Source organism: Actinomyces radicidentis (genome assembly GCF_001553565.1).
Classification (GTDB): Bacteria; Actinomycetota; Actinomycetes; order Actinomycetales; family Actinomycetaceae; genus Actinomyces; species Actinomyces radicidentis.
In genome coordinates this window covers 2018299-2030605 of sequence record NZ_CP014228.1, presented here as the reverse complement: position 1 = coordinate 2030605, position 12307 = coordinate 2018299, and the positions used below count along the sequence as shown (strand labels likewise).

Sequence of the window (12307 nt, the reverse complement as noted above, 5' to 3'; positions counted from 1 at the left end):
CCGCCGGGCGGTCACCCGCCCGGCGGACGCCCCGCCGTCGTCAGGACGGGATGTCCATCTCGGGCTTGGTGAGCTCCTCGACGTTGACGTCCTTGAAGGTGACGACGTGGACGGACTTGACGAAGCGGCTGGCGCGGTAGATGTCCCAGACCCAGGCGTCCTCGAGGGTGAGCTCGAAGAAGACCTCCCCGCCGTTGGTGCGCACCTGCACGTCGACGGCGTTGGCCAGGTAGAAGCGCCGCTCGGTCTCCACGACGTAGGAGAAGAGCGAGACCACGTCGCGGTACTCGCGATAGAGGTCGAGCTCGAGGTCGTTCTCGTATGACTCCAGGTCTTCAGCGCTCACCGAGCCATCATGCCCGCGGCCCGCCCGGGCGCGAAACCCGTGCCGCGGCCTGTCGGCGCCTCTCAGCCCGCGGTGAACCGGTCGAGGCCGGGCAGGCGCCAGGAGCGGCGGTGCTGGTCGGAGGCCCCGAGGCGGGCGAGGCCGTCGACGTGGGCGGCGGAGGCGTAGCCCTTGTTCCCGGCCCAGCCGTAGCCGGGGTCGGGCAGGGCGGTCATGAGGGCGTCGCGCTCGACCTTCGCCAGGACGGAGGCGGCCGCGACGACGGCGCAGCGGGCGTCGCCCTTGACCTCCAAGCGCACGGGCGGGGTCACCGGACCGGCCAGGACGCCGCCGGAGAGGAGGCCCTCGGTGACGGGCTCGGCGGCGGGCGAGCCGAGGCCGGAGAGGAGGTCGGTCTCGGGCTCGGTGAGCCAGTCGGCGGAGCCGTCGAGGATGACGACGCCGGGGGCGTGCCCGCGGGAGGCGCCCTGGGCGAGCGCCCGGCGTCCCGCGAGGCGCAGCGCTCCGAGGATGCCGAGGGCGTCGATCTCGGCGGGGCTCGCGTGGGCGACGGCGGAGTCGAGGACCCAGTCCCGGCAGGGCTCGACGAGGGCCTTGCGGCGGCGCGGGGTGAGCTGCTTGGAGTCGGCCAGTCCCTCCGGGAAGGCATCGGCCGTACCGCGGGAGACGACGGCGAGGCCGACGCTCACCGGGCCGGCGAGCGACCCCCGACCGACCTCGTCCATGCCGCCGACGAGCTCGTAGGTGTCGAGGAGCGCGGTCTCGACGAGGCGGTCGGGGCGGATCCGGGCGGGGCTCACGCGCCGTCCTCCGCGGCCGGGGTGGCGAGGCTGGGCGCCTTGCCGGTGGGGGCCGGGACGTCGTCGAAGACCTTCGTGCCGTCGTCGACGTCGGCCCACTGCGTGACGGGCCAGATGACGTCGCGGGCGACGCCGACGACGTCCTCGACCGGGACGAAGCCCTGATGGGAGTCGTTCTGGTGGTAGCGGGAGTCGGCGGAGTTGGCGCGGTTGTCCCCCATGACCCACAGGTAGCCGTCGGGGACGGTGACGTCGAAGGCGACCTCGGAGGGCAGCTCGCCCTTCTCGACGTAGGTCTCGTCAACGGCGACGCCGTTGACGGTGATCCGGCCCCTGCCGTCGGAGACGACGTGGTCGCCGGCGGTGCCGATGACGCGCTTGATGAGGTGGTGGCCGGAGTCCTCGGGCAGGAGGTGGATGAGGATGAGGGCGTCCTGGACGAAGCCGCGGAAGCCGGTGGGGTCCTCGACGTCGAGCCAGTGGTCGGGGTCCTTGAAGACGACGATGTCACCTCTTTGCACGTCGTCGGCGTCCCAGACGCTCACGGCGACGCGGTCCCCCGTCATGAGGGTGGTCTCCATGGAGGAGGAGGGGATGGTGAAGGTCTGGACGACGAAGGTCTTGAGCAGCGCGGAGATGAGGACGACGACGAGGACGACGCCGATCGTGCCGCCCCAGCGGCGCGGCTCGCGCTCGGCTGTCGGTGCCTCGCCGGCCCGCGCCGGGACGGGCAGCGGCTCGGGGCGGTGGACCGGCGGGTAGGACGGGGGCAGGCGGACGGGCGCGACGGGGACGGCGACGTCCGGGGTCTCGGCGACGCGCAGCAGCTCCTCGCCCTCCTCGCTCACCGGCCCGGCGGCGTCGATGTCCGTGGGGGCGGCGAGGCCAGGCTCGGCGGTGCTCTCCTCGACGACGGGCGTGGGGGCCTCGGCGGACGCCGCGGCCCCGGCGGGATCACCGGCCGACGTCGCGCCCGCTGAGGCGGGGACGACGACGGGGACCTCGCCCGTCATCGCGCTCTCGCGGACGGGCGCCGGCGCCGTGACCGGCTCGACGACGGCGGGGGTGGCAGGACCGACGCCGGTGGTGGCCGAGTCGGTGCGAGGGGTCGGGACGAGCACCTCGTCCAGCACGGGATCGGCGGGGTCGTCGACTAGGTCGTCGGGCAGCGGCACGTGCGCGTCGCCCGTCCCCGTGCGCCCGAGGGCGGGCTCCTCGGGGACCTCGGGGTCCTCGTGGTAGGGACTGATGAGGGCGAGGTCGGCGTCCTCGACGGGCGCGCGGCGCAGCGCGACGATCTCGGAGAGGGGCTCGTCCTCGAAGGCCCCGATCGCCTGGTCCGGCGCGGGCTCGGGGACGCGGGCGGGAGCGGCGTCATCGCCGCCGTCGGCGCCCGCGCGCGGGCGGTCGGCAGTGCTCATCGCTCCCCCTCTCCGTCGTCGGCGACAGTACCCGCCCGGAGCCCGGTCGGGCCGTCGTGTCAGCGCGGTGCGCCTCACCGGAGGCGGGCCTTGACACGGGTGGCCGGCCGCCGCGCCGCAGGGAGCACGCGACGGCGCCCTGGACCGCTGGGGTCCTGGGCGCCGTGGAGTGACGTCGAGGCGTCGAGGTGGCCGTCCCGGTCGGGGCGGCCGCAGAGCGCGTGCGCTCAGTCCTCGCGACGCTCCTTGATCTTGGCGGCCTTGCCGCGCAGGTCGCGCAGGTAGTACAGCTTGGCGCGACGCACGTCACCGCGGGTGACGACCTCGATCTTCTCGATCGTGGGCGTGTGGACCGGGAAGGTGCGCTCGACACCGACGCCGAAGGAGACCTTGCGGACCGTGAAGGTCTCGGACAGGCCGGCGCCCTGGCGGGCGATGACGACGCCCTGGAAGACCTGGACGCGCTCGCGGTTGCCCTCGACCACGCGGACGTGGACCTTGAGGGTGTCGCCGGGGCGGAAGGCCGGGACGTCGTCGCGCAGGGACGCGGCGTTGATCTCGTCGATCAGGTTGCTCATTGTTCTCTCCACGCAGCTGCCACTGGTCAGAAGCGCTTGGTAGGCGGCGCCGCGCCCGTCCGCGCCGGGGCGTGGAGGCGGAGGCTGCGCCGGATCATGCCGCCCGCGGATCCGTCGGTTGGGCCGCCTCCCCAGTGGCAGTGGCGGTCCGAGGCCCGTGGGCCGCACCAGTCTGCCACAGGGCCGCCGCCGCGCTCAGCGCCCATGGGGCAGGAGTGCGCGACCTCACGCCGTGCGCGAGGCGCCCCTGCCCGCCCGGCTCGGGGCGTCAGCCGCTCATGCGGCCGGCGAGAGGCGACGCAGGCCCTCCGGGAGGGCGACGGCCGGGTCGACGGACTCGGTCCCAGCGGTCGGGGCCGGTGCGCCGGCGAGGGTCGCGGCGGTCGTGGCCTCGGAGGGCGCCGCGCCGCCGGAGCCGCTCGTGGCGGTGGCGCTGGGGACGTCAGCGAAGGCGGACTCACCGGACTCGAGGCCGGAGATCCTGCTCAGGGGCCAGACGATCTCCTTGGCGACCCCGACGACGTCGCTCAACGGCACGGCGCCGCCGTGGGAGTCGTTCTGGTGGTAGCGGGAGTCGGCCGAGTTGGAGCGGTTGTCCCCCATGACCCAGACGCAGCCGTCGGGGACGGTGACGTCGAAGGCGATGTCCGAGGCGGAGCGGCCGTCCTTGACGTAGCTCTCGTCGAGGGCGACGCCGTTGACCGTGAGCGAGCCGTTCCCGTCGGAGACGACGTGGTCCCCGGGCATGCCGATGACGCGCTTGATGAGGTGGTGGCCGGCGTCCTCGGGGAGGATGCGGATGGCGATGAGGACGTCCTGGAGGGCGCCGCGCCAGCCGGTCGGGTCGGTGACGGAGAGCCAGTTGTCGGGGTCTCGGAAGACGATGACGTCGCCGCGGTGGATGTCGGTCGAGTCGTACATGGTGACGGCGACGCGGTCCCCCTCGAGGAGGGTGTCCTCCATGGAGCCCGAGGGGATGACGTAGGTCTGGACGACGAAGGTCCGGATGAGGGCCGTGAGGACGAGGACGCCGATGACGACGCCGAGCAGGTGGAAGCGGTGGCGACCGACGGGTTCCTGGGACTCGTCGCGGGCGTGGGCGGCGCGGTCGGCGGCGCTCGCCTCGCGGGCCCTCACCGGCGCTCCCTCGGATCGAGGACCATGACGACGTCGCGGCAGCGCCTGCCGCCGACGAGGTAGCTGCGGGTGCCGCGCTTGCGGAAGCCGGCGCGGCGGTAGGCCTTCTGGGCGCGCTTGTTGCCCTCGTGGGTGCCGAGCCAGAGGGCGGTGACGCCGAGGACCTCGGCGTCGCAGGCGGCCTCGGCGAGGAGGGCGGCGGCGACGCCGGAGCAGCGCAGGCGGGAGTCGACGTAGACCTTGGACAGCTCGGCGGCGAGGCCGGGGGCGTCGTCGGCCCCGGCGGGGACGGCGACGGCGTCGGGGCGCTCGTCCAGGCCGACGGGCAGGGCGCCGTCGGCGTCGGGGACCTCGGCGACGACGGCGCTGTAGCCGACGAGCTCGCCGGCGACGACGGCCTCGCCGTCCGGTCCGGCGGGCAGACCGCCCGGCAGCTCGGCGACCGTGACGACGACGCGCGGATCGGCGATCCAGGCGGCGAAGCGCTCCGGGGTGAGGTTGGCGGCGACGTGGGCGGCGATCTGCTCGTCGGTGAGGAAGGGCGGGCAGGCGTCGGGGAAGGTCCGGGCGGCGAGCGCCGCGACGGCGTCGGCGTCCTCGGGGAGGGCGGGTCGAAGAACGAGCTCCACGGGGCGCTCGGCGCCGGCGGGCAGGGCCCAGCCGCCCCGGGCGAGGGCGGCGCGGTCGGCGGCGTCGAGGCCGGCGGGGTCGAGGGCCTCGATCATGTCGGGACGTCGGGCGGCGGTGCGTGCGATGGCCTCGTCGCGGCGGGTGCGGGCGACGGCGCCGTGGTCGCCGCCGGTGAGGCCCGGAGCGAGGTCGGTGACGTCGAGGCCGCGCCAGGCGATGGGGCGCGTGTAGGCGGGGTGCTCGAGAAGCCCCTCGGTGGAGTGGGACTCCTCGACGACGGACTCGGGGTTGCCGAGGACGCCCGGCCGCAGGCGGGCGACGGCCTCGATCATGACGAGGGAGGCGACCTCGCCGCCGTTGAGGACGTAGTCGCCGATGGACAGCTCGAGGACCTCGACGCCGGCGTCGCGGTAGTGGTGGGCGACGCGGTCGTCGATGCCCTCGTAGCGGCCGCACGCGAAGGCGATCTGGGAGGCGCCGGCGAGGCGCTCGGCGACGCGCTGGGTGAAGACCCGCCCGGAGGGGGTGGGGACGATCAGCACGGGATGGCCGGCGCGTCGGTCGAGGGCGGCGCGGGCCTCGGCGGCGTCGGCGGGCAGGTCGAGGACCTCGTCGAGGGCCTCGCCCCACACGTCGGGCTTCATGACCATGCCCGCTCCCCCGCCGAGCGGGGTGTCGTCGACGGTGCGGTGGCGGTCGTGGGTCCAGTCGCGCAGGTCGTGGACGCGCAGGTCGATGAGGCCGTCGGCGGTGGCCTTCCCGATGAGGGAGAGGTCCAGGACGCGCAGGTAGTCCGGGAAGATGGTGACGACGTCGAGGCGCAGGGGGTCGGGGCGGCTCGCGCGGGCCGGGGCGGCGGTGGACGCGGTCACTCGCGCACCTCCTCGGCCTCGCCGAGGCCGGGGAAGAGCCCGCCGGGCGGGTCGATGACGACGGTGCCGGCCTCGGCGTCGATCTCGGGGACGATCTCCTCGACGAAGGGGACGGCGATCTCCTCGCCGTCGGGGGTGCGGACGACGAGGCGGTCCTGGGCGACGCCCTCCTCGAGGTCGACGACCTCACCGAGGACAGTCGCGGCCGCAGTGCCCTCGGCTCCGGCGCCGTCGCGGGCGAGGACGGCGGTGAGGCCGACGAGCTCGTGGAGGTACCAGGACTCCTCGTCCTCGTCGTCGCCCTCCTCGGAGTCGGTGTCGACGAGGAGGGCGGTGCCGCGCAGGGCCTCGGCGGCCGTGCGGTCGGGGGCCTCCTCGAAGGCGGCGAACCAGCGCTGGCCGTCGAAGCGGAGGCGGGAGACGGTGAGGGGGCCTCGCTCGGCGGGCTCGGTCGGCAGGACGGTGCCGGGGGCGAGGCGCCCGTCGGGGTCGTCGGTGCGGATCTCGAGGCGGACCTCGCCCTTGAGGGCGTGGGCGGGGCCGATGACGGCGACGGTGAGGAGCACGGAACCAACCTACCGTGGCGGGCCGGGAGCCCCGGGCGCGCGGGTGAGCGCTTCCTCGCACCGACGGTGGGCCGAATGGGGCATGGGCCCGGCGCCCCGACGGCGCCCGCCCGGGAACGCGCGTCGCCCGGCTCCCCGTGACGGGGAGCCGGGCGACGGCTCAGTCGGTTGACTGCTGCGATCTGGCGATCAGCTGCTCACCGGCGGTCGGTGTCGACGACGTCGACGCGGACCGGGGAGGCGGCGAGTGCTCCGACGACCGTGCGCAGGGCGCGGGCGGTGCGGCCGGAGCGACCGATGACGCGACCGAGGTCCTCGGGGTTGACCCGAACCTCGAGCAGGTCGCCGCGGCGCAGCGACCGGGAGGTGACGGTGACGTCGTCGGGGTTGTCGACGATGCCCCGCACGAGGTGCTCGAGAGCGTCGGCCAGCATGATCAGGCCTCCTCGGCCGGAGCCTCGGCGGTCTCCTCGGAGGCGGCCTCCTCAGCGGCCTTGGCCTCGGCGGCGGCGGCCTCAGCGGCCTCCTTCTCGGCCTTGGCCTTGTCCTCCGCGGCGGCGGCCTTGCGCTTCTCAGCGTCGTCGGCGAGGGCCTTGATGCGGTCGGCCTTGGCGGCGGCCTCGGCCTCGGGGTCGCGGAACTTCTGCGTGCCCTCGGCGCCCTTGATGCCCTTGAAGGACTGGTAGTCGCCGGTGATCTTGAGCAGGTTGAAGACCGTGTCGGAGGGCTGGGCGCCGACTCCGAGCCAGTACTTCACGCGCTCCGAGTCGATGCGGATGAGCGAGGGCTCCTGCATCGGGTCGTAGACGCCGATCTCCTCGATGACACGGCCGTCGCGCTTCTTGCGACCGTCGAGGACGACGACGCGGTAGAAGGGCGCGAACTTCTTGCCCATGCGCTTGAGGCGAATCTTGACTGCCACTTGTGTGAACTCCTGGTTCTGATGGTTTGGCGCGCGCCGGCCCCCGGTGGGGTCAAGCAACGGTGTCCGGCGGGTGCCGAGACTAGGACGGGGTCGGGGAGAGGGGCCCTCGCTCGTCCGAGTACAGCAGGCGATTCTGCCAGACGGCGCTGGCGCCTGGCCACCGGATGACGGGCGAGTGACGCGGAGGAGGCCGCGAGATCGCTCACAGGAGGCGCTTGACGGCCGAGAGGTTAAGTGGTTCATTAGTCGAGTAACTAACCCCGTCTGCGGAGCCGGCCCGGCCGCGCAGGACGCACGCCAGGAGGTGCACCGTGGCCCGCAGTTTCGACGACGCGACCCCGATCTACCTCCAGATCGCCGACGAGGTCCGCGACCAGATCGTCACCGGCGTCCTCGACGACGGCGACCGCCTCACCTCCACCACCGAGTACGCCACCCGCTACCGGATCAACCCGGCCACCGCGAACAAGGCCGTCGCCCTCCTCGTCGACGAGGGCCTCGTCGTCAAGCAGCGCGGCATCGGCATGTTCGTCGCCGACGGCGCCCGCGAGCGCCTCGTCGCACAGCGCCGTGTCGCCTACGCCGACGAGGTCCTGGGCCCCGCCCTCGACGCCGGTCTCGCCCTCGGGATCGACGCCGAGGCGCTGCTCGCCGCGGCCGCAGAGCACCTCCGGTCCCAGTCACCCGACACCCCTGACCTCCCCTGACCGCGAAGGAGCAGTCATGAGCACCGACCTCTTCGACGCCACCCGGCTCCAGGGCGGCTCGTCCACCGGGCCCGCCCTGGTCGCCGAGTCGCTCGGCTACCGCTACCGTCGCCCGCTCGGCGGCCACACAGCCTGGGAGCTCCACGACGTCTCCCTCACCCTGCGTGGCGGCACCGTGACCGGTCTCCTCGGCCGCAACGGCTCCGGCAAGTCGACGCTCCTCGGCCTCCTCGCCGGGCTGCGCCGCCCGGGTGCCGGCCGCGTCCTCCTGGACGGCCAGGAGGTGTGGGACGAGCCAGGGCCGCGCGCCGCCGTCGCGCTGCTGGGCACGCGCCGCTGCCTGCTCGAGAACAACCGGCTCACGGACTCCATCGCACTGTGGCGCACCACCCGGCCCCTGTGGTCCTCGAGGGACCTGGCCCGCTACCTCGAGCTCTTCGAGGTGGACGTCGACTGCGTGCCACGGCGCCTGTCACAGGGGCAGCGCTCCGCCGTCGATGCGGCCTTCGCCCTGGCCTCCCACTCCCCCGTGCTGCTCCTCGACGAGGTCCACCTCGGCATGGACGCCGTCGTGCGGCGCCGCTTCTGGGACGCGCTGCTCGCGCAGTACGCCGCCGAGCAGGGCACCGTCGTCATCGCGGCGCACGAGGTCGAGGAGATCGCGAACCTCGTCGAGGACGTCGTCATCCTGACCGGAGGGACGGTGGGCGCGGCGGGATCCGCCGACGACCTCCGCGCCGCCTGCACCCCGCCCGGCGCGCCGCTGGCCGACCTCACCGACGTCCTCGAGCACTACTCCGCGAAGGGAGCCTGAGATGAGCGCTCTCACCCACAGCACTCCCACCAGCACGACGCCGAGCGCTCGAGGCGCCAGCGCGCCCATCACGGCGAGCCGCCTCGTCCGGCTCCTCGCCCCGACGAGCGCGTGGTTCGTCCTCGGCGTCCTCGTGATCGAGGTCGTCGCGCTCGTGATCGACGGCGTCCTGGACGCCCGCGCCCACCAGGCGGTGGACGTGACGATGACGGCGAGCGCCTTCGCGGAGCTCGCTCTGCTCGCCGGGCTCGTGCGCGCCGCCGGCTGCTGGGGACTCCTGCGAGGGGCGATCGACGCCGGCGTCTCGCGGCACACGGTCCGGCGTGCGGCGCTCGGCAGCCTCGGGCTCCTCGTGCTCCTCCAGCTGCCTGCCGGGACCATCCTCGTGGTGACCGCAGTGGGCACTCCGGGCATCGTCGTCACAGCGCCCGGCGGCCCCGCCGGTCTGGTCCTCGACTACGCCGTCACCTGCCTCGCGGTCAAGGTCCTGGGCGTGCTCGCCCGAGCGACGTGGCGCGGGCATCCCACCGTGGCGAGCCTGGTCCTCCTCGCGGCTCTCGTCGTCGGTTCACCCACGCTCCTCGGGGACCAGGGGCTGCTCGGCGTCCTCCAGTGGTTGCTCCCGGGCATCGGCTTGCTCACGATCCCGATCGGCGAGGGGCTCACGCACCTCGGCTGGGCGTTGCTCGTCGGGCCGGGCGTCCTCACCTGGTTCATCACGCGATGGGAGCCGGGACGATGAGCGGCCTCAGTCTGCCCCGTCCGTCGGCGGCCGGTGCCCCCAGGTCGTCACAGATCCGCCACTCGTCGGTGTCCGGCCGGCTCGCGAACGCCATGACCCTGCCGGCCTGCGTCGGGATCCTCGTACCGGTGGCTCTCGTCGCTGCGGCCGCCCTCGTCGGCGGACTCCTCGACCACGACCTCGACCACGTCGCCCTCGTCGCCCCCGACATGGTCCTTATCGCTCTCGCGGCGGCGCTCGTCCTGGGCCTGTGGGTGCACCGGCGCCTTTGCTCGGCAGTCCTCGCCGGTACGAATCGCCGCACGGGCCTGCGCGCGGCCGCTCTGCTCACGCTGCGCGTCCTCATCCTTTGCCTCGTCGTATGGGCGCTGGGCCGGTCCATCGACCACCTCCGGCCGTGGCACGCGCCCGTCACCGCCTCGGACCTCCTGCTCGAGGCCGTCCAGGTCCTCGTCGCGGGCACGGGCCTGCTGTGGACCGGGATCCTCCTGGGCACAGCCAGCGAGCGGTGGGGGTGGCTGCGCACGGCGCTCGTCGCCTTCGTCGTCTGGGCCTTCGTCGACGCGCTCATCCCCGACGACGGACCCTGGCTCGTCCTGCGGCCGTGGCTGGAGGGGGATGCCTTCCCGCTCCGGGGCCTCGCGCTCACGATCCTCGCCGTCACCCTCGCGGTCCGCGAGCTGCGCCTCTGGGAGCCGGCGGACTGAAGCCCCCAGCCGATCTCCCCCAACTGGCGGTTCTGGCCCCGACCGGTACGAATTCCGTACCGGTCGGGGCCAGAACCGCCGGGTCGAGAGCTCAGCCCTCCCAGTGGTGGAGCGTCAGATGACCCGGTCTCAGAGCCCAAGTCGGCGACGCAGGTCCTCGGGGAGGGCGTTCATCGCGTCGGCGACCTCGTCCTCGGCGGGCAGCGCCGGGGCGGCCTGCTGCCCCTGACCCGGCATGATGCCGTAGCCGCCGGCGGCCGGGGTCTGAGAACCCCCACCGATGCCGAAGGAGGAACCCGCAGCAGGCTGGGCCGGGGCCGCGGGGGCGGAGGACTGCTGCTCGCGGGCGGCCGCGGCCTCCTTGGCCTGGCGCGCGGCCTTCGCGGGGTTGCCGGACTTGCCCTTCTTACCACCCTTGCCCTTCTTGGCCTTGGGGGCCTGGCGGGCCTTGGCTCGCTTGCCCATGCCGGGCAGCGAACCCATCCCGGGCACGCCGCCGGCCGCGCCACCGGCGCCGAAGCCGGAGGCGCTCATGGCCTCCATCATCTTCTTGGCCTGCTCGAAGCGCTCGACGAGCTCGTTGACGGCCTGGACGGTGTTACCGGATCCCTTGGCGATGCGCTGGCGGCGCGAACCGTTGAGGATGGAGAGGTCCTTGCGCTCGGCCGGGGTCATCGAGCAGACGATGGCCTCGACGCGGTCGACCTCGCGCTCGTCGAAGTTCTCGATGGCCTCGCGCATCTGCCCCATGCCCGGCATCATGCCGAGGAGCTTCTTCATCGAGCCCATCTTGCGGATCTGGCGCAGCTGGCTGAGGAAGTCGTCGAGGGTGAACTCGCCGCGCGCCATGCGGGCGGCGGCGTCCTCGGCTTCGGCCTGGTCGAAGGTCTTCTCCGCCTGCTCGATGAGGGTGAGGAGGTCACCCATGTCGAGGATGCGGGAGGCCATGCGGTCGGCGTGGAAGCGCTCGAAGTCGTCCAGGCCCTCACCGGTGGAGGAGAAGAGGACCGGTGCGCCGGTGACGCCGCGGACGGACAGGGCCGCGCCGCCTCGGGCGTCGCCGTCGAGCTTGGACAGGACCACGCCGGTGAAGCCGACGCCGTCGCGGAAGGCGACGGAGGTGTTGACGGCGTCCTGACCGACCATCGCGTCAAGGACGAAGAGGACCTCATGGGGCTGGACGGCGTCGCGGATGCGGATCGCCTGGTCCATCATCTCGGCGTCGACGCCGAGACGGCCGGCGGTGTCGACGACGACGACGTCGTAACCGTGCGTGCGGGCCTGCTCGACGCCGGTGCGGGCGACGTGGACCGGGTCGCCCACGCCGTTGCCGGGCTCGGGGGCCCACACGTCGACGCCGGCGCGCTCGGCGACGACGCTCAGCTGGGTGACGGCGTTGGGGCGCTGGAGGTCGGAGGCGACGAGGAGGACGCGCTTGCCGTCCTCCTTGAGCCAGTGGCCGAGCTTCCCGGCCAGGGTGGTCTTACCGGCGCCCTGGAGGCCGGCGAGCATGATGATCGTGGGGCCGCGGTCGGCCCAGTTGAGGTCGCGGGTCTCACCGCCGAGGATCTCGATGAGCTCTTCGTTGACGATCTTGACGATCTGCTGGGCCGGGTTGAGCGCCTGTGAGCGGGCGGCGTCCTTGGCCTTCTCCCGCACGGCGGCGGTGAAGGAGCGGACCACCGGGAGGGCGACGTCGGCCTCGAGGAGGGCGCGGCGGATCTCGGAGACGGTCTCGTCGATGTCGGCGTCCGTGAGGCGGCCCTTGCCGCGCAGGGACTTGAACGAGGCGGTGAGCCGGTCGGAGAGGTTGCCGAACACGCGGTGTCCTTCCTGGGGCGCCGTGGGCGCCGGTGGGGCTGAGGTTGCGGAGGTGGTGGCGGACGCCCGACGGGCACCCGGGCCCGGGGACGGCGAGGACCGCCCGGGCGCAGCTCGCCCCAGGATAGCGGTGAGGGCCCGTACCTCCCCGTCAGGGGGACGTGCGGGCCCTCACGTGGACCGCGGTGGTGGGCCGGCGGAGGCTGCCGTCCGCAGAAGCAGACATCCTCGGCACAGGACG

At 73.7% G+C, this 12307-nt stretch carries 14 protein-coding genes; 4 read left to right on the top strand and 10 right to left on the bottom strand.

All coding sequences use genetic code 11. The features are described from left to right. Positions 1–40 precede the first annotated feature (40 nt). From AXF14_RS08705 to rpsP, 9 genes are all read right to left on the bottom strand, one after another. Positions 41–346, bottom strand: coding sequence for a DUF2469 domain-containing protein (locus AXF14_RS08705; RefSeq protein ID WP_067942558.1), 306 nt, complete (start codon positions 344–346; stop codon positions 41–43). Positions 347–408: 62 nt separating this feature from the next. Beyond that, complete coding sequence (locus AXF14_RS08700; RefSeq protein ID WP_067942556.1) at positions 409–1146, bottom strand: ribonuclease HII; 738 nt, start codon at positions 1144–1146, stop codon at positions 409–411. Then, on the bottom strand, positions 1143–2567 hold the full coding sequence (gene lepB / locus AXF14_RS08695; protein WP_067942554.1) for a signal peptidase I: 1425 nt from the start codon (positions 2565–2567) through the stop codon (positions 1143–1145). The genes AXF14_RS08700 and lepB (AXF14_RS08695) overlap by 4 nt, the downstream gene beginning before the upstream one ends. 227 nt (positions 2568–2794) lie before the next feature. After that, positions 2795–3145: a 50S ribosomal protein L19 gene (gene rplS, locus AXF14_RS08690; RefSeq protein WP_067942552.1), complete on the bottom strand. Its 351-nt coding sequence runs from the start codon at positions 3143–3145 to the stop codon at positions 2795–2797. Between the two features lie 276 nt (positions 3146–3421). Further along, on the bottom strand, positions 3422–4282 hold the full coding sequence (lepB, locus tag AXF14_RS08685) for a signal peptidase I (protein WP_236755436.1): 861 nt from the start codon (positions 4280–4282) through the stop codon (positions 3422–3424). After that, complete coding sequence (trmD, locus tag AXF14_RS08680) at positions 4279–5736, bottom strand: tRNA (guanosine(37)-N1)-methyltransferase TrmD (protein WP_067944249.1); 1458 nt, start codon at positions 5734–5736, stop codon at positions 4279–4281. Before trmD ends, lepB (AXF14_RS08685) begins: the two co-directional genes overlap by 4 nt. Before the next feature lie 44 nt (positions 5737–5780). After that, the gene (gene rimM / locus AXF14_RS08675) at positions 5781–6350 is read right to left on the bottom strand and encodes a ribosome maturation factor RimM (RefSeq protein WP_067942550.1); all 570 of its coding nucleotides are present in this window, start codon (positions 6348–6350) and stop codon (positions 5781–5783) included. A 197-nt stretch (positions 6351–6547) separates the two neighbouring features. Further along, positions 6548–6784: an RNA-binding protein gene (locus AXF14_RS08670; RefSeq protein WP_067942548.1), complete on the bottom strand. Its 237-nt coding sequence runs from the start codon at positions 6782–6784 to the stop codon at positions 6548–6550. 2 nt (positions 6785–6786) lie between these two features. Further along, the gene (rpsP, locus tag AXF14_RS08665; protein ID WP_067942546.1) at positions 6787–7272 is read right to left on the bottom strand and encodes a 30S ribosomal protein S16; all 486 of its coding nucleotides are present in this window, start codon (positions 7270–7272) and stop codon (positions 6787–6789) included. Between the two features lie 314 nt (positions 7273–7586). On the opposite strand from rpsP, the gene AXF14_RS08660 reads away from it, so the two are divergent. The 4 genes from AXF14_RS08660 (at position 7587) to AXF14_RS08645 (ending at position 10245) form a co-directional block, all read left to right on the top strand. Beyond that, positions 7587–7982 (top strand): GntR family transcriptional regulator, encoded by a 396-nt coding sequence (locus AXF14_RS08660; protein ID WP_067942544.1) that lies wholly within the window; start codon positions 7587–7589, stop codon positions 7980–7982. 16 nt (positions 7983–7998) lie between these two features. Then, the gene (locus AXF14_RS08655; RefSeq protein ID WP_084355473.1) at positions 7999–8796 is read left to right on the top strand and encodes an ATP-binding cassette domain-containing protein; all 798 of its coding nucleotides are present in this window, start codon (positions 7999–8001) and stop codon (positions 8794–8796) included. 1 nt (position 8797) lies between these two features. Continuing rightward, the gene (locus AXF14_RS08650) at positions 8798–9538 is read left to right on the top strand and encodes a hypothetical protein (RefSeq protein ID WP_067942542.1); all 741 of its coding nucleotides are present in this window, start codon (positions 8798–8800) and stop codon (positions 9536–9538) included. A 128-nt stretch (positions 9539–9666) separates the two neighbouring features. Continuing rightward, positions 9667–10245: a hypothetical protein gene (locus AXF14_RS08645; protein WP_150118457.1), complete on the top strand. Its 579-nt coding sequence runs from the start codon at positions 9667–9669 to the stop codon at positions 10243–10245. 129 nt (positions 10246–10374) lie between these two features. On the opposite strand, the gene ffh is transcribed toward AXF14_RS08645, so the two are convergent. Then, positions 10375–12066, bottom strand: coding sequence for a signal recognition particle protein (ffh, locus tag AXF14_RS08640; protein ID WP_067942538.1), 1692 nt, complete (start codon positions 12064–12066; stop codon positions 10375–10377). Positions 12067–12307 lie beyond the last annotated feature (241 nt).